Source organism: Streptomyces sp. CNQ085 (assembly GCF_022614595.1).
In the GTDB taxonomy this organism is placed as follows: Bacteria; Actinomycetota; Actinomycetes; order Streptomycetales; family Streptomycetaceae; genus Streptomyces.
Genome location: NZ_JAJFAU010000055.1, coordinates 1 through 17,341 on the forward strand (window position 1 = coordinate 1; position 17,341 = coordinate 17,341).

Sequence of the window (17,341 nt, forward strand, 5' to 3'; positions counted from 1 at the left end):
CCCACATGATCACCAGCGGCCATGCCTGTTCTGCGTCCAGGGGCGCCTCCGGCAGAAGCCAACAAGCCGTCACATCCGGCTCTCAGCAGGCGAACCGCCCACCTCGGCACTTCTCAAAGGCCCTGCCGGCCGCCCGAAGCCCGGTCAGCGGCCGGAGTGCCCGTCACCGATGCGGTGGACGCGGACCATGTTGGTGGTGCCGGGGACACCGGGCGGGGAGCCGGCGGTGATGATCACCCTGTCGCCCCTGGCGCAGCGCCCCATCTCCAGCAGCCGTTCGTCGACCTGCTCCACCATCTCGTCGGTGCTGCTCACGGTGGGCCCGAGGAAGGTCTCCACTCCCCAGGTGAGGTTGAGCTGGGCGCGAGTGGCCGGGTCGGGGGTGAAGGCGAGGACGGGGATGGGTGAGCGGTAGCGGGACAGGCGGCGGACGGTGTCGCCGGACTGGGTGAAGGCGACGAGGTACTCGGCACCGAGGAAGTCGCCCATCTCGGCCGCGGCGCGGGCCACGGCGCCGCCCTGGGTACGGGGTTTGGCGCTCTCGGCGAGCGGACGCAGGCCCTGGGAGAGCATGTCCTCCTCGGCCGCGGCGACGATGCGGCCCATGGTCGCGACGGTCTCGGCCGGGTGGTTGCCGACGCTGGTCTCACCGGAGAGCATCACGGCGTCGGTGCCGTCCATGACGGCGTTGGCGACGTCGGATGCCTCGGCACGGGTGGGCCGGGAGGAGTCGATCATCGAGTCGAGCATCTGGGTGGCGACGATGACCGGTTTGGCGTTGCGCCGGGCGAGGGCGACGGCGCGTTTCTGCACCAGGGGGACGGTTTCCAGGGGCATCTCGACGCCGAGGTCACCGCGGGCGACCATGAGACCGTCGAAGGCTGCGACGATCTCGGGGAGGTTCTCCACCGCCTGGGGTTTCTCTATCTTGGCGATGACGGGGAGGCGGCGGTCTTCCTCCTTCATGACGCGGTGGACGTCGGCGATGTCGCCTGCGCCGCGGACGAAGGAGAGGGCTATGAGGTCCACTCCGGCGCGCAGCGCCCAGCGCAGGTCGTCGATGTCCTTGCCGGAGAGGGCGGGTACGGAGACGGCGACGCCGGGGAGGTTGAGGCCCTTGTGGTCGGAGACCATGCCGCCTTCGGTGACCTCGGTGCGGATGCGGGGGCCGTCGACGGCCGTGACTCTCAGGCCGACGCGGCCGTCGTCGACGAGGACGAGTTCGCCGGGGGCGACATCGTCGGCGAGTCCTTCGTAGGTGGTGCCGCACTGTTCGCGGTCGCCCTCGACGTCCTCGGTGGTGATGGTGAACTCGTCGCCGCGTTCGAGGAGTACGGGGCCTTCGCGGAATCGTCCGAGCCGGATCTTCGGGCCTTGAAGGTCTGCGAGGATGCCGACACTGCGGCCGGTCTCCTCGGACGCTCGGCGCACGCGACGGTGGCGTTCCTCGTGCTCGGCGTGGGTGCCGTGGCTGAGGTTGAGGCGGGCCACGTCCATTCCGGCTTCGACGAGGGCTTTGATCTGCTCGTACGAATCGGTGGCAGGGCCCAGTGTGCAGACGATTTTCGCGCGGCGCATGGCAGCGAGCCTATGAACTTACCGGCAGGTAGGGAACTGTGGGAAGGGAACTGTTCAACGACCGTTCCACATAAGGCCGTTAACAACTTGCGAATTGGGAGGGAGGTCGCTCGGATGAGCGTTTCCATTTTCCGCGGCGGCATACGACGGCGTGTTCGAGCCTGCGCCCGGGCTCCATTCGCGCCCACTCCCTTCTGTTATCTTCTGGTTACGAAGCGAATCGGCCGACTCGGGGGAGGGCGTGTGTCGTTCGACGAGGAGTGGGCCGCTCTGGTGGCGAAGGCCTCGGAGCAGGGTGGTGCCGGGACGTGGCTGAACGAGTCCGGCCCCGGTGACGGCGGGGGCGACGGGCACGATCTGTCGGCCGCCCAGGACGAGTTGGGGGCCATCGGACACGACGCCCATGTGCTGTTCGGGCGGTTGCGCAGGGACGGTGACGTCGCCCGCGAGTCCAGCGGCGGCGCCGCCACCGCTCTGAAGAACGCCAACTTCACGCTGGGCGAGGAGCTCGGCATCACCGTTGGGGTGTGGGACTCCCAGCTCAGGACGTTGCTGCAGTCCTGTGCGCACATCTCCAACCACCTCGACTACAGCGCGAAGGCCTATGCCGGGCAGGACAAGGAGATCGAGGCGCGGATGCGGCGCCGCGACGGCTCGGCCATGCCGGTGTCGGAGATCGAGCGCTACTACAGGTGAGCGCGGAGGGGACGGGGGAAACGGCACCATGGCCAAGCTGACCTTCACCGATCTGTACGGGGTCTCCTTCTCCGGCCTGTCGGGGGCGGTGTCGGACCGGGAGTCGGTGGTCACCGGACTGGACGAGCTGGCGGACGACGCCCGCACCGGTATGGCCTCCAAGGCCGAGAAGGCCGACTGGAAGGGCGAGAACGCCTCCGTCACCAAGCCGTTCGTCCGCAGGACGGCCAGGGAGTTCGGTGACGCGGCGGCACAGGCAAAGAGCATCAGGAACGTCCTCAGGGACGCGCACGCGGATCTGAGGTCCGTCCAGGCCGACCTGATCAAGGAGGTCGAGGGCGGCCGTGAGCAGGGCATCCGGGTGAGGGACAACGGCGACGGGACCGTGTGGTTCTCCCTCGACCGGCAGCCGGACAACAGCGCCCCCCCTCCGAGGAGCAGCACCGGGCGGGCAAGGATCTGGCGGCCCGGATCGACCGGCTGATCGCGCGGGCCGAGGAGATCGACGACCTGGCGGCTCGGGCGCTGAAGAGAGTCCACGGCGGCGATTCCCACAACTTCGGGCACGTCCAGTACAGCTCCCTGGACGAGGCCGAGGCCGAGCGCGCCGTGGAACTGGCGAAGCTGGGGCCGGACATGTCGGATGCCCAGTACCGCGAGTTCAACGGCCTGGTGGGCGCGAACGCCGAGGACCCGGAGTTCTCCACGGTCTTCTACAAAGGGCTGGGCGGCCCCGAGGAGGCCCCGCGGTTCTACGCCCGGATGTCGCTCGACGGCACTCTGGGGGACGGGGAGGGGGACGAGGAGCGGCTGGCGCTGTCCCGGGACCTCCAGCGGAACATGGGCATCGCGCTGGCCACCGCCGCCGCCCCGGACAACAAGACGCACCTGCCTGCCGGTTGGGGTGAGGAGTTCCGCAGGCTCGGCACCCGGCAGCTCGAGCTGGAGCCGGGCCCGTTCGGCCCCCAGCCGTACGGCTACCAGGTTCTCGGCGGGCTCGTGCGCTACGGGGACTACGACGCGGACTTCCTCACCCCGATCGCGGAGCACATCACCCAGCTCCACCACGACGAGCCCATGCGGTTCACGTCGAACAGGCCGGCGGGCATGGGCGATGCGGACCTCGGCTACAACCCGTCCGGCAAGGGCGGGGCGGGCTACGACCCGCTGACGAGTGTGCTGGAGGCGCTGGGGCACAGCCCGGAGGCCGCGGAGAGGTTCTTCACGGGTGATCCGGTGGTGCACCGGGAGGACGGCACCGTCGACAAGGGCGCCGAACTGGGTTACCAGTACTTCGACGAGTTCCTCGGGGAGGACTTCGAGTGGCCGCCGGACACCCTGGCGAAGCCGGGCACGGCCGGATCGGAGGATGTCCTCGAGCACGGGCCGAACGCGTTGGGGCACCCCCTGGAGGCGGCGGCGACCGGGCGCGCGTACGACAGTCAGTCGACGGAGCCGGTCAAGCACACCTCGGAGCGCGCGGAGTTCACCGAGCGTCTGGTGGCGCACTTCGGCGAGCATCCCGAGTTGATCCGCCACAACGAGAACCTGAAGGACGAGAAGTTCGAGGATCTCAAGTCCGGCCCTCTCCATGTGCTGCGGGACAGCCTGGGCAACATCACGGCGGAGTACATCGGCGATTTCCAGCGCTCGATGTACGGGGACTCCCCCGCATCGGACGGCTTCCCGGTCAACGGTGTTCCCGCGGTCTTCGAGAACACCAGCCATGTGGTGAGCTTCCTCGGCGAGGTGGGGCAGGATCCGGACGCGTATGCCGCGATCACCAGTGCTCAGCAGTCGTACACGACGCTGATGGTGGACAAGGTGTTCGACGGGGTCTTCAGCGGGGAGGACAAATCGGAGGTCTCCCTGGAGCAGAAGGTGAGCAGCGCGGTCGCTCCAGGTGCCGTGATGGCGGGCATCATGAGCGATGCCCGTGCCGACGCCGTTCACGACTACAACACGGCGGCCGTCAAGGACTTCAACGAGGCCGCGGGCGACAAGGGCAAGTGGGCCATCCGCACCGTCGAACTGGGCACATCGCTCCTCCCGGAGCGGGTCCCGGTGGTGGGTGAGGTCATCAACTGGCTGGCCGAGGACATCACGGAGAGCGTGGTGAAGAGCGCCGAGAAGGACGTCACCGATGTCAAGGAAAACGGTAGACGGGATTATGTTCTGACTCGCGAGGCAGCTACCGAAGCGGCCAAGGAGGCCGTCTTGCGCGCCTCCGCCAAACACTCCGATCTAAATGATGAAACCATCGAAGACATTCAAAATACGGTCGCCACTCAGGTGGGAAACAGCCACACCGAAGGAGTTGGCATGAGATCATCTGGCGACGCGTCGTGAAAAAAATTAGGGATATTCGCGCGGCCACTCTGCTTCTTGCCGCACTGGTCTCGGTAACCGGATGCGGGACCGAGAAGGATGAGCGGGAATACACAGTACCCAAATCGCTGTGCGGCATGAATATCGACGCAGAACTGATTGAGCCTTTCCTCCCCCCAGGGAAGGATATCGACCAGACCGAAGAGATTGACCGCATCGACTGGTTCTGCAGGGTTTCGATAGACGACAAGAGTGTTTTCATGCTGACTTGGGAATGGTGGGAGCCCAACTGGTCGGCGGAACGCTTTGCACTCCGGCAGGCCTACGCGACCCCGGACAAGAAATCCACTGACGGGACTTATGTGTATTCCAAAGAAGACGCGGTGGCTGCGGTGCGCTGCACGGAACAGGGAAAGGACTGGGATATCTTCCTCACAGCCAGAGTGAGGAACGGAGGAATACCGAACACCAAGGCCATGGAAAAACTCATCCTCGCATATCACGGAGAGTTCACTGAAAGCGATCCCTGCGCGGACATGCGATAAGCGGTCCGTGGGTGCCGGGGCCCGGTCATGGCCGGGCCCCGGCACCCACCCGCGTCAGTGCGCCGCGCGTACGCGCAACGCGCGGGCGAGGTCGTCGAGTTCGTCGGCGAGGGAGCGTCGCAGGGCGGGGATGAGGGAGCCGTCGGCCAGGCGCCGCTGCCCCAGGGCCAGGGTTTCGGGGTCAGTGAAGGGGCGGGGGAAGCCGTGCCGCCCCAGTGCCTGGGCGATGGCGGGGCCGCGGCGGACGGCGAGCACGGGAGCCTGTTCGAAGTAGCGGGGTACGTAGTCGCGCAGCAGGTCGTGCTGCTCCGTGTGCCAGAAGCCCTGGAAGGTGGCTTTGAGCAGGTAGTTGGAGAGGGTGTCGGCCTCGTCGAACAGGGCCTGCCAGGCGGTTTCCTTGGCGGCGGAATCGGGCAGGGCGGCGCGGCAGCGTGCGGCGCCCTCGGTGCCGGTGGCGCTGGGGTCGGCGTCGTGCGCGGCGCCGATGTCGGAGGTGTTCACGGCACCGAGGACGGCGAGGCGGTGCAGGAGACGCCAGCGCAGTTCGTGGTCGAGGGGACGTCCGCCGGGGAGGGCGCCGGTGGTCCACCAGTGGTGGAGTTCGCCGGGGGTGGTGGCGCTGTCGATGGCGGCCCGTACGGCGGTCAGGTGCACTCCCCCGTCGTGTCCGCCGCCGTCCGGTTCGCTCTCCAGCAGGGCGCGGGCGAGATCGGTGAGGGTCTCCAGGGCGGTGGTGCGCTGCTCGGGCGGCAGGTAGCGGTCGGCGATCTCGTGGCGGGCGAAGTGCAGGACGCCGGCGAGGACGGCGTTGTCCTTCTCCTGGGGCAGGTGGGCGCGTGCGGTGTCCAGGTAGTCGGCGGGCGGCAGCAGGCCGTCGCGGACCATGTCGCGGGAGGCGTTCCAGACGGTGGCGCGGGTGAGGGGGTCGGGCAGGTGGGCCAGGGCGCGTCGCACGGTGCGCCAGGAGCCCGTGTCCAGGCGGACCTTGGCGTAGGTGAGGTCGCGGTCGTTGAGGAGGACGAGGTCGGGGCGGGGGCCGTCGGCGGTGAGGGTGTGGCCACCGTCGGCGGGGATGTCGGCGGTGAGGGGTTCGCGGGGTGTCAGGCGGTCTTCCGCCCCGGTGCCGTCGAGTCCGGTGCCGTCGAGGTCGTAGAGACCGATGGTGAGGCGGTGGGGGCGGTTGCCGGTGTGGGTGGTCTCCAGGTGCCAGTGGCGGGCGTCGGTGATGACGCGGGGGGTGAGGGTGTCGGCGCCGGTGGTGCGCAGCCAGCGGTCGGACCAGGCGTGGACGTCGCGGCCGGACGCGCGGGCGAGGGAGTCGAGGAAGTCGGCGAGGGCGGCGTTGCCGAAACGATGGCGGGCGAAGTGGTCGTTGATGCCGGCGAGGAAGGTCTCCTCGCCGAGCCAGGCGACCAGTTGGCGCAGCGCGGAGGCGCCCTTGGCGTAGGAGATGCCGTCGAAGTTGAGCAGTGCGGTGGCGGTGTCGGGCACCGCTTCGGGTTCGGGGGCGACGGGGTGGGTGGAGGGACGCTGGTCGGCGTCATAGCCCCAGGACTTGCGGTCGACGGCGAACTCGGTCCAGGTGGCGGTGAAGCGGGTGGCGTCGGCGAGGACCTGGTAGCCCATGTACTCGGCAAAGGACTCGTTGAGCCAGATGTCGTCCCACCAGCGCAGGGTGACCAGGTCACCGAACCACATGTGGGCCATCTCGTGGGCGATGGTCACGGCGCGGGTCTGGAGCTGGGTTTCGGTGACGGCGGAGCGGTGGATGTACTCGTCGCGGAGGGTGACCAGCCCGGGGTTCTCCATGGCGCCGGCGTTGAACTCGGGGACGAATGCCTGGTCGTAGGAGTCGAAGGGGTAGGGCTCGTCGAAGATCTCGTGGTAGCGGTCGAAGCAGGCGCGGGTGATGTCGAGCAGTTCCTGCGCGTCGTCGTCGAGGTGGCTGCCCAGGGACCGACGTACGTGCAGTCCGAAGGGGATTCCGGCGTGCTCGGTGCGCACCGAGTGCCAGGGGCCGGCGGCCAGTGCCATGAAGTAGGTGCTCAGCGGGGGGGTGGTGGCGCACTTCCAGCGGCCGGGCTCCCCTTCCACGCGCCGGGCGGCGCCGTTGCCGAGGACGGTCCACTCCTCGGGGGCGGTGGCGGTGACGGTGAAAGGGGCTTTGAGGTCGGGCTGGTCGAAGGCGGCGAAGACGCGGGATGCCTCGGTCTGGAAGCACATGGTGTAGAGGTAGGTGCGGCCGTCGGCGGGGTCGGTGAAGCGGTGCATGCCTTCGCCGGTGCGCGAGTAGGCCATGTCGGCCTCGATGCGCAGTTCGTGTCCGCCCGTGTTCAGGCCGGTCAGCGGCAGGCGCCCGTCGGTGAGGGAGGCGGGGTCGAGTGCGTTTCCGTCGAGGGCGGCCCGGTGGAGGGTGTGGGGCCGCACCTCGACGAAGGTGTCGCCCGCTTCGCGGGTCGTGAAGCGGACAGTGGTGGTGGAGCCGAAGACCTCCTCTCCCCGGGTCAGGTCGAGGTCGACGGTGTAGTGCTGGACATCGATGAGCCGGGCTCGGCTCCGCGCCTCTTCTCGGGTCAGTGCGGGCATGGCGTTCATGCTGCCGTATCGGCCGGGCGGGGCGCACCGGGTGCCCCGTGCCGTACTTTCCGGCCGGAGCCGCGTGACCGGGGCGGTCAGGAGCGGGCGATGGTCTCGTGGTGGCGGATGACCTCGGCGATGATGAAGTTCAGCAGCTTCTCGGCGAAGGCCGGGTCGAGCTTGGCGCTCTCGGCGAGGGAACGCAGCCGGGCGATCTGCTGGGCCTCGCGGGCGGGGTCGGCCGGGGGCAGCCGGTGCTCGGCCTTGAGCCGGCCGACCTGCTGGGTGCACTTGAAGCGCTCGGCGAGCATGTGCACCACGGCGGCGTCGATGTTGTCGATGCTGTCGCGCAGGCGGGTGAGTTCTGCCCGCACCGACGGGGCGATCTCGCTGTTCGTCATGGTCACCGACTCTATGCGCTGTCGGCTTCCTCTCCCCGCCCGGTCCGGTGGGCGGATACGGGCCGCGCGTGGCGCGGCGTAGGCTCGGGCCAAGGGCCCTTCCATCGCCACCGACACCCGTGCCGGACCCGAGGAACTGCTGGACTCCGTGCGTCCCCGGCACCGGGCGGTAGGTACTGCCCACCCGCCGTGCCGACGGCTCTCCGCAGGGGTCGCCAGTGTCGTGCGGGGCGGACGGCGCGGGGCGGATCGTGGTCTCGACGTATCCCGGGCGCGCCAAGACGCGCAACGCACGCCGTGGTCCGGCCGTGAACGTGATCGTGCTGCCGGAGGACTTCGAGGGTCCGTGTGCGCAAGTGGACGGCGCCGAGGTGCTGGACGTGCCCGAGGCGGTGGAGCCGTTGGCGGAGTACCACCGGGCGATCACGGGCGAGCACCCGGACTGGGACGAGTGCCGCGAGGCGATGGTGCGGCAGGGCAGGTCGCTGCTGCGGATCGCTCCGGTGCGCTGGGGTCCGGTGGCCGCGGGAGGTTTCCCGGCCCGCCTGGCGGAGGGTGGCCGACCGGTGCGCGGACGTGCCGCGGCGCCGGCCCCCGGTCGGGGAGGGGGCCGGCGCCGCGGGGTGTGTCCGTGGCGGGCGGGCGGCCGTCCGAAGCGGCCGTCCGCACCGTACGGACGGCTGGGGTGGGTCAGACGGTCAGTGCGCGGTCGGTCGGCCTGATCGGGGCCGGCAGGGAGCTGGTGCCGGTCAGGTAGCGGTCCACGGCCCTGGCCGCGGAGCGGCCTTCGGCGATGGCCCACACGATCAGGGACTGGCCGCGGCCCGCGTCGCCTGCGACGTAGACGCCCTCGACGTCGGTGGCGTAGTCGGCGTCGCGGGCGACGTTGCCGCGCTCGTCCAGTTCCAGGCCGAACTGCTCGACCAGGCCGTTGTCCCTGTCGATGCCGGTGAAGCCCATGGCCAGGGTGACGAGCTGGGCCGGGATGCGCTTCTCGGTGCCCGGCCTGGGCTCGGGCCTTCCGTTCTTGAACTCGACCTCGACCAGGTGCAGGGCCTGGACGTTGCCGTCCTCGTCGCCCTCGAAGTGGGTGGTGGAGACGGAGTAGACCCTCTCGCCGCCCTCCTCGTGCGCGGAGGTGACCTTGTAGAGCATGGGAAAGGTGGGCCAGGGCTGGCCGACCGGGTCACGCTCGTCGCTGGGCCGGGGCATGATCTCCAGCTGGGTGACGGAGGCCGCACCCTGTCGGTGGGCGGTTCCGACGCAGTCGGCGCCGGTGTCGCCGCCGCCGATGACGACGACGTGCTTGCCCTCGGCGGTGATCGGCGGGGCGATGTAGTCGCCTTCCTGGACCTTGTTGGCCAGGGGCAGGTACTCCATCGCCTGGTGGACGCCGTTCAGCTCGCGGCCGGGCACGGGCAGGTCGCGGGCGGTGGTGGAGCCGGCGGCGATGACGACGGCGTCGTAGCGCCTGCGCAGGCCGGCGGCGTCGATGTCGCGGCCGATCTCCACTCCGGTGCGGAACTTGGTGCCCTCCGCTCGCATCTGCTCGATACGGCGGTTGATGTGGCGCTTCTCCATCTTGAACTCGGGGATGCCGTAGCGCAGCAGTCCGCCGACGCGGTCGGCGCGCTCGTAGACGGCGACCGTGTGGCCGGCGCGGGTGAGCTGCTGGGCGGCGGCCAGACCGGCGGGGCCGGAGCCGATGACGGCGACGGTCTTGCCCGACAGCCGCTCGGGCGGCTGCGGAGTGACCCCGCCGGCCTCCCATGCCTTGTCGATGATGGTGACCTCGACGTTCTTGATGGTCACCGGGGGCTGGTTGATGCCCAGCACGCAGGCGGACTCGCACGGGGCCGGGCACAGCCGCCCGGTGAACTCGGGGAAGTTGTTGGTCGCGTGCAGCCGCTCGCCGGCGGCCTGCCAGTCCCCGCGCCAGGCGTAGTCGTTCCACTCGGGGATGAGGTTGCCCAGCGGACAGCCGTTGTGGCAGAAGGGGATGCCGCAGTCCATGCACCGGCCGGCCTGCTTGCTGATGATCGGCAGCAGGGAGCCGGGGACGTAGACCTCGTTCCAGTCCTTGAGGCGCTCGGGTACGGGGCGGGTCTCGGCGACCTCGCGGTCGGTGTTCAGGAAGCCCTTGGGATCAGCCATTGGTCGCCGCCTCCATCATCTTCTCGTGGGTCTCGTCCTGGGAGAGTCCGGCTCGCTCGGCGGCGTCCTTGGCGGCGAGCACTGCCTTGTAGGTACGGGGCATGATCTTGCTGAAGCGGCCGGCGGCCTGTTCCCAGTCGGCGAGCAGCCGGCTCGCGACGGTGGAGCCGGTCTCCTCGTGGTGGCGGCGCACGACGTCGTGCAGCCACTGCCGGTCTGTACCGTCGAGGGGTTCGACGGCTCCGGCGGCGTCGGGGTTGACGTCGCCCGGGTCGAGGTCGATGACGTAGGCGGTGCCGCCGGACATGCCGGCGCCGAAGTTGCGGCCGGTGCGGCCCAGCACGACGGCCGTGCCCCCGGTCATGTACTCGCAGCCGTGGTCGCCCACGCCCTCGGAGACCACCAGGGCACCGGAGTTGCGGACGCAGAAGCGCTCGCCGACGCTGCCGCGCAGGAACATCTCACCGCCGGTGGCGCCGTAGGCGAGGGTGTTGCCCGCGATGGTGGAGTACTCGGCCAGGTGGGAGGCGCCGCGGTCGGGGCGGACGACGACGCGTCCGCCGGACAGACCCTTGCCGACGTAGTCGTTGGCGTCGCCCTCCAGGCGGAGGGTGACGCCGCGCGGCAGGAAGGCGCCGAAGGACTGGCCGGCGGAGCCGGTGAAGGTGATGTCGATGGTGTCGTCGGGCAGGCCGGCGCCGCCGAACTTCCTCGTCACCTCGTGGCCGAGCATGGTGCCGACCGTCCGGTTGATGTTGCGGATGGGCACCTGGGCGCGTACCGGCCGGGCGTCCTCGGCGGTGTCGGCCGACAGGGCGTCGGCGGCGAGCTTGATCAGCTGGTTGTCCAGGGCCTTGGCCAGGCCGTGGTCCTGGGGGACGACCTGGTGGCGGACGGCGCCCTCGGGCAGTTCGGGGACGTGCAGCAGCGGGGCCAGGTCCAGTCCCTGGGCCTTCCAGTGGTCGACCGCGCGGCTGACGTCGAGGACCTCGGCGTGGCCGACGGCCTCGTCCAGGCTGCGGAAGCCCAGCTCGGCCAGGAGCTCGCGGACCTCCTCGGCGATGAACTCGAAGAAGTTCACCACGTGGTCGGCCTTGCCGCTGTAGCGGCTGCGCAGCACCGGGTTCTGGGTGGCGATGCCGACGGGGCAGGTGTCCAGGTGGCACACGCGCATCATCACACAGCCGGAGACGACCAGCGGGGCGGTGGCGAAGCCGTACTCCTCGGCGCCCAGCAGGGCGGCGATGACCACGTCGCGGCCGGTCTTGAGCTGGCCGTCGGTCTGGACGACGATGCGGTCGCGCAGGCCGTTGAGCAGCAGGGTCTGCTGGGTCTCGGCCAGTCCCAGCTCCCAGGGGCCGCCCGCGTGCTTGAGGGAGGTGAGCGGGGAGGCGCCGGTGCCGCCGTCGTGGCCGGAGATCAGCACGACGTCGGCGTGGGCCTTGGAGACGCCGGCCGCGACCGTGCCGACGCCGACCTCGGAGACCAGCTTCACGTGGATACGGGCGCCGGGATTGGCGTTCTTCAGGTCGTGGATGAGCTGGGCGAGGTCCTCGATGGAGTAGATGTCGTGGTGCGGCGGCGGGGAGATGAGTCCCACGCCCGGCGTGGAGTGCCGGGTCCTGGCCACCCACGGGTAGACCTTGTGGCCGGGCAGCTGGCCGCCCTCGCCGGGCTTGGCGCCCTGGGCCATCTTGATCTGGATGTCGTCGGAGTTGACCAGGTACTCGGAGGTGACGCCGAAGCGGCCGGAGGCGACCTGCTTGATCGAGGAGCGGCGGGCCGGATCGTACAGCCGCTCGGGGTCCTCGCCGCCCTCGCCGGTGTTGGACTTCGCACCCAGCCGGTTCATGGCGATGGCGAGGGTCTCGTGGGCCTCCTGGGAGATGGAGCCGTAGGACATGGCGCCGGTGGAGAACCGCTTGACGATCTCGGAGACGGGCTCGACCTCCTCGACGGGGATCGAGGGCCGCTCGGACTTGAGGCCGAACAGACCGCGCAGCGTCATCAGGCGTTCGGCCTGCTCGTCCACGCGCCGGGTGTACTGCTTGAAGATGTCGTAGCGGCGGGTGCGGGTGGCGTGCTGGAGGCGGAAGACCGTGTCCGGGTCGAACAGGTGCGGCTCGCCCTCACGGCGCCACTGGTACTCGCCGCCGATGTCCAGGTTGCGGTGGGCCGGTGCGATACCGGAGGCCGGGTAGGCCTTGGCGTGGCGGGCGGCGACCTCCTTGGCGACGACGTCCAGGCCGGCGCCGCCGATCTTGGTGGTGGTGCCGTGGAAGTAGGTGTCGACGAACTCCTGCTCCAGACCGACGGCCTCGAAGACCTGGGCGCCGCGGTAGGAGGCGACGGTGGAGATGCCCATCTTGGACATGACCTTCAGCACGCCCTTGCCGAGTGCCTTGATCAGGTTGCGGATGGCGGTCTCGGGATCGGTGTCGCCGGGCAGGAAGGTGCCGGCGCGGACGAGGTCCTCGACGGTCTCCATGGCCAGGTAGGGATTGACCGCGGCGGCGCCGTAGCCGATGAGCAGGGCGACGTGGTGGACCTCGCGGACGTCTCCGGCCTCGACCAGCAGGCCCACCTGGGTGCGCTGCTTGGTGCGGATGAGGTGGTGGTGGACGGCGGAGGTGAGCAGCAGCGACGGGATCGGCGCGTGCTCGGCGTCGCTGTGGCGGTCGGACAGGACGATCAGGCGGGCGCCGTCGGTGATGGCGGCCTCGGCCTCGGCGCAGATCTCGTCGATCCGCTCGGCCAGGGCCTCTCCTCCGCCGCCGACGCGGTAGAGGCCACAGAGGGTGACGGCCTTCATTCCGGGCATGTCGCCGTCGGCGTTGATGTGGACGAGCTTGGCGAGTTCGTCGTTGTCGATCACCGGGAAGGGCAGGGTGACGCTGCGGCAGGAGGCCGCGGTGGGCTCCAGCAGGTTGCCCTGGGGGCCGAGGGAGGAGATCAGCGAGGTGACCAGCTCCTCACGGATGGCGTCCAGCGGCGGGTTGGTGACCTGGGCGAACAGCTGGGTGAAGTAGTCGAAGATCAGCCTCGGGCGGGTGGAGAGCGCGGCGATGGGAGAGTCGGTGCCCATCGAGCCGATCGGCTCGGCGCCGGTGCGGGCCATCGGGGCGAGCAGGACGCGCAGTTCCTCCTCGGTGTAGCCGAAGGTCTGCTGGCGGCGGGTGACCGAGGCGTGGGTGTGGACGATGTGCTCGCGCTCGGGCAGGTCCTCCAGCTCGATGATCCCGGCTTCCAGCCACTCCTGGTAGGGGCGCTCGGCGGCGAGGGACGCCTTGATCTCGTCGTCCTCGATGATGCGGTGCTCGGCGGTGTCCACCAGGAACATGCGGCCGGGCTGGAGGCGGCCCTTGCGGACGACCTTGTCCTGGTCGATGTCCAGGACGCCGACCTCGGAGGAGAGGACGACCAGGCCGTCGTCGGTGACCCAGTAGCGTCCCGGGCGCAGTCCGTTGCGGTCCAGGACGGCGCCGACCCGGGTGCCGTCGGTGAAGGTGACGCAGGCCGGTCCGTCCCAGGGCTCCATCATCATGGAGTGGTACTGGTAGAAGGCGCGGCGGGCGGGGTCCATGGAGGGGTGGTTCTCCCACGCCTCGGGAACCATCATCAGCACCGCGTGGGGCAGGGAGCGGCCGCCGAGGTGGAGCAGTTCCAGGACCTCGTCGAAGGTGGCGGAGTCGGAGGCGTCCGGAGTGCAGACGGGGAAGATCCGCTCCAGGTTCCCGGCGTCCTTGCCGCCGAGGAGGTCGGAGACCAGCTGGGACTCGCGGGCGCGCATCCAGTTGCGGTTGCCGCGGACGGTGTTGATCTCGCCGTTGTGGGCGACGAAGCGGTAGGGGTGGGCCAGCGGCCAGCTGGGGAAGGTGTTGGTGGAGAACCGCGAGTGGACCAGGGCGATGGCGCTGGCGAAGCGGCGGTCGGACAGGTCGGGGAAGAAGGGCTCGAGCTGCCCGGTGGTCAGCATGCCCTTGTAGACGATCGTCCGCGCGGACAGCGACGGGAAGTAGGTGCCGGCCTCGCGCTCGGCGCGCTTGCGCAGCACGAACGCCTTGCGGTCCAGGGCCAGGCCGGTGTTCACTCCGTCGGCCACGAACAGCTGGCGGAAGGCGGGCATGGTGGCGCGGGCGCCGCTGCCCAGCAGCTGCGGGGCGACGGGGACCTCGCGCCAGCCCAGGACGTTCAGGCCCTCCTCGGCGGCGATCGCCTCGATGCGTGCGGTGGCCTCGGCGCGGACGGCCTCGTCGGTGGGGAGGAAGGCGATGCCCGCGGCGTACGAGCCCGCCTCGGGCAGCTCGAAGCCGGCGGTCTCGCGCAGGAAGGCGTCGGGGATCTGGACCAGGATGCCCGCGCCGTCGCCGGAGTCGGCCTCGGCACCGGTGGCGCCGCGGTGCTCCAGGTTCCGCAGGACGGTCAGGGCCTGGTCGACCAGTGCGTGGCTCGCCTCACCGGTGAGGGTGGCCACGAAGCCGACGCCGCAGGCGTCGTGCTCGTCGCGCGGGTCGTACATTCCCTGCTTGGCAGGGTAGGCCGTCAGAGGCGCAGCACGCATCGGCTCTCCCGTCGTCATGTGGGGCTTGGTGGCGCTTTCCGGATCGGGTCCGGGAAGCGCCGAGGGACGACGTTGGCCCTCTGCTGAACAAATTTTCGTGCAGGTTACATGATGAGGTTTCTTCCGAAGGCGGACACCTCGGTCCATCATGCGAACCTGCGAGGGGGTCGAATCGGACATACGGCGTGCGGCCGCTGCGTGGATCCGAGTGGGCGCCGGCGACACTGCCAGAAGCGCTCGCTGTTCATTCCCAACGGTGACACGGCTGAAACCGGCGGGTAACAGACGAGCGCGGGATTTCGGAGTTGAACAGCTCACATTGGACGGGCCGGAGCGGGCGCGGGCCCGCGCGGCGGGCTCAGCCCACGGCCACTCCGAACAGGGTACCGAGCCCGTAGGTCACCGTGGCGGCCGCGCCGCCCAGGGTGAGCTGCCGCAGCCCGCTGTACCACCACGGGCGCACGGTGATCTTGGAGACCAGCACACCGCACAGGAACAGGCCCAGCAGCGCCACCAGCACGGCGGGCCACAGCGCGGCGGCACCCAGCAGATAGGGCAGCACGGGGATCAGCGCGCCCACCGCGAAGGAGACGAAGGAGGAGAGGGCGGCGACCGCGGGCGAGGGCAGCTCGCCCGGGTCCACGCCCAGCTCCTCGCGCGCGTGGATCTCCAGGGCCTGTTCGGGATCCCTGGACAGCTGCTCGGCGACCTTCGCCGCCAGGTTGGGTTCCACGCCGCGGCCCACGTACAGCTCGGCCAGCTCCCGCTGCTCGTCCTCGGGGTTGCGGCGCAGTTCGCGCCGCTCCACGTCCAGCTCGGCCAGGACCAGCTCGCGCTGGGAGGCCACCGAGGTGTACTCGCCGGCCGCCATGGAGAAGGCTCCGGCGGCCAGACCGGCCAGACCGCTGATGATGATCACGTCGCGGTCCACGTCGCCGCCGGCGACGCCCGTCATCAGGGCGAGGTTGGAGACCAGTCCGTCCATCGCCCCGAAGACGGCCGGGCGCAGCCAGCCGCCGGTCACGTCGCGGTGGGTGTGGTTGTCGCGGTGCGCGGAGTTCGGCGCCCCGGGCCGCAGGGTGGTCTCGGTCCCGCTTCCGGTCATGGACGACATCCGCCTGCCTCCTGTGTCCCCCGCCTGGTGCCCGATGTCTCGACCGTACGTCCACCTTGGGGTTCGATTCCAGCAAGGCAGGCCGAACTTACCTCGTTGACCTGGGGTTTCGCCATGGCGTGGAGAAGGCCCCGGCCGCGCCGGAGGGGCACGGCCGGGGCCTGTGCGGTTCTCGCCGCCGGGTCAGCCCGTGGTGGAGGCGGACGTCCCTCCGGCGGGCTCGGCGCGCTCCGGTCCGCCCGTCCGGTCCCCCGCGGCCTCCCCCGTGTCCCCGGGGGAGCCCTCCGCCGTCGCGCCGTCGCCGGTACCGGTGCCCTCGGAGTCGTCGGGCCCGGCGCCGGCGGTCTTCTCCGCCGCCGGCTCCACCACGTCCTCACGCCCGGGGCGGAGCCTGGCCGAGAGGATGATGTAGGCCACCGCGGCCAGGAAGACGGCGATCGAGGTCCAGTTGTTCAGACGCAGGCCCCAGATCTCGTGGGCCTCGTCGATGCGCAGGTACTCGATCCAGAAGCGCCCCGCCGTGTAGGCCGCGACGTACAGCGCGAAGGCACGGCCGTGGCCGAGGCGGAAGCGGCGGTCGGCCCAGATGACCAGCAGGGCGACGCCCACGCACCACAGCGACTCGTACAGGAAGGTGGGGTGGAAGGTGCCGGTGTGGACGCCGTTGTCGATCTCCACGGCCCACGGCAGGTCCGTGGGACGCCCGTACAGCTCCTGGTTGAACCAGTTGCCCCAGCGTCCGACGGCCTGGGCGAGCGCGATGCCGGGGGCGATGGCGTCCGCGTAGGCGGGGAGCGCGATACCCCTCATGCGACAGGCGATCCAGGCGCCCACCGCGCCCAGTGCGATCGCTCCCCAGATACCGAGGCCGCCCTCCCAGATCTTGAAGGCGTCGACCCAGTCACGGCCCTCGCCGAAGTAGAACTGGTAGTCGGTGACCACGTGGTAGAGACGGCCGCCGACCAGGCCGAACGGCACCGCCCACACGGCGATGTCGGCGACCGTGCCGGGCTGTCCGCCGCGGGCGATCCAGCGCTTCCCGCCGAGCCAGACCGCGACGAAGACGCCGACGATGATGCAGAACGCGTAGCCCCGCAGCGGGATCGGTCCGATGACGATCTCGCCCGACGACGGGCTGGGGATGAAGGCAAGGGTTTCCATGACCCCACGAACGCTACCGTGCCTCACCCCCGGGCGCCGCTCCGCCCGGCAACGGGTGCGTAACGCGCGCGGACGGTGACGGACGGTGTGAGGCCCCGCGACGCGCGGGAGGCCGCCCGGTTCCGGGGCGGTCCCGCGTCCCGCGCCCGGGTGCGCGCTCCGCGGCCGTTTCCCCCGCGGAGGTGACCGCTCGGCGCGGAAAGGCGACCGTTCGGCGCACGACGGT

Annotated in this window: 11 protein-coding genes and 1 pseudogene; 5 read left to right on the forward strand and 7 right to left on the reverse strand. The window is 70.2% G+C overall.

The features are described 5' to 3' along the window. Window positions 1–144 precede the first annotated feature (144 nt). On the reverse strand, window positions 145–1,578 hold the full coding sequence (gene pyk, locus LJ221_RS11945; protein WP_241716151.1) for a pyruvate kinase: 1,434 nt from the start codon (window positions 1,576–1,578) through the stop codon (window positions 145–147). Window positions 1,579–1,821: 243 nt separating this feature from the next. On the opposite strand from pyk, the gene LJ221_RS11950 reads away from it, so the two are divergent. The 4 genes from LJ221_RS11950 to LJ221_RS11965 are packed head-to-tail and all read left to right on the forward strand — an operon-like array spanning window position 1,822 to window position 5,147. Beyond that, window positions 1,822–2,274, forward strand: coding sequence for a hypothetical protein (locus LJ221_RS11950; RefSeq protein WP_241716153.1), 453 nt, complete (start codon window positions 1,822–1,824; stop codon window positions 2,272–2,274). 28 nt (window positions 2,275–2,302) lie between these two features. Further along, window positions 2,303–2,758 (forward strand): hypothetical protein, encoded by a 456-nt coding sequence (locus LJ221_RS11955; protein WP_241716155.1) that lies wholly within the window; start codon window positions 2,303–2,305, stop codon window positions 2,756–2,758. After that, on the forward strand, window positions 2,662–4,623 hold the full coding sequence (locus tag LJ221_RS11960) for a DUF6571 family protein (protein ID WP_241716157.1): 1,962 nt from the start codon (window positions 2,662–2,664) through the stop codon (window positions 4,621–4,623). The genes LJ221_RS11955 and LJ221_RS11960 overlap by 97 nt, the downstream gene beginning before the upstream one ends. Beyond that, window positions 4,620–5,147 (forward strand): hypothetical protein, encoded by a 528-nt coding sequence (locus LJ221_RS11965; protein WP_241716160.1) that lies wholly within the window; start codon window positions 4,620–4,622, stop codon window positions 5,145–5,147. Before LJ221_RS11960 ends, LJ221_RS11965 begins: the two co-directional genes overlap by 4 nt. Before the next feature lie 54 nt (window positions 5,148–5,201). Here LJ221_RS11965 and pepN read toward each other — a convergent pair whose 3' ends face one another. Together pepN and LJ221_RS11975 are read right to left on the reverse strand one after the other, a co-directional pair. Continuing rightward, window positions 5,202–7,733 carry an aminopeptidase N gene (pepN, locus tag LJ221_RS11970; protein ID WP_241716162.1) on the reverse strand — a complete coding sequence of 844 codons (2,532 nt, stop codon included), beginning with the start codon at window positions 7,731–7,733 and terminating at the stop codon, window positions 5,202–5,204. An 86-nt stretch (window positions 7,734–7,819) separates the two neighbouring features. After that, window positions 7,820–8,125 carry a chorismate mutase gene (locus LJ221_RS11975; RefSeq protein WP_241716164.1) on the reverse strand — a complete coding sequence of 102 codons (306 nt, stop codon included), beginning with the start codon at window positions 8,123–8,125 and terminating at the stop codon, window positions 7,820–7,822. A gap of 103 nt (window positions 8,126–8,228) precedes the next feature. On the opposite strand from LJ221_RS11975, the pseudogene LJ221_RS11980 reads away from it, so the two are divergent. Beyond that, window positions 8,229–8,682, forward strand: a pseudogene (locus LJ221_RS11980) (PPOX class F420-dependent oxidoreductase); the annotation flags it as partial. A gap of 133 nt (window positions 8,683–8,815) precedes the next feature. Here LJ221_RS11980 and LJ221_RS11985 read toward each other — a convergent pair. The 4 genes from LJ221_RS11985 to lgt all read right to left on the reverse strand — a co-directional run bounded on the left by LJ221_RS11985 (window position 8,816) and on the right by lgt (window position 17,115). Further along, the gene (locus LJ221_RS11985; protein ID WP_241716166.1) at window positions 8,816–10,279 is read right to left on the reverse strand and encodes a glutamate synthase subunit beta; all 1,464 of its coding nucleotides are present in this window, start codon (window positions 10,277–10,279) and stop codon (window positions 8,816–8,818) included. Then, window positions 10,272–14,840: a glutamate synthase large subunit gene (gene gltB, locus LJ221_RS11990; RefSeq protein ID WP_241716168.1), complete on the reverse strand. Its 4,569-nt coding sequence runs from the start codon at window positions 14,838–14,840 to the stop codon at window positions 10,272–10,274. Before gltB ends, LJ221_RS11985 begins: the two co-directional genes overlap by 8 nt. Window positions 14,841–15,198: 358 nt before the next feature. After that, entirely contained in the window at window positions 15,199–15,945 is a 747-nt protein-coding gene (locus LJ221_RS11995) for a VIT1/CCC1 transporter family protein (protein ID WP_241716193.1), read from the reverse strand. A gap of 192 nt (window positions 15,946–16,137) precedes the next feature. After that, window positions 16,138–17,115 (reverse strand): prolipoprotein diacylglyceryl transferase, encoded by a 978-nt coding sequence (gene lgt / locus LJ221_RS12000; protein ID WP_241716170.1) that lies wholly within the window; start codon window positions 17,113–17,115, stop codon window positions 16,138–16,140. Between the last annotated feature and the right edge of the window lie 226 nt (window positions 17,116–17,341).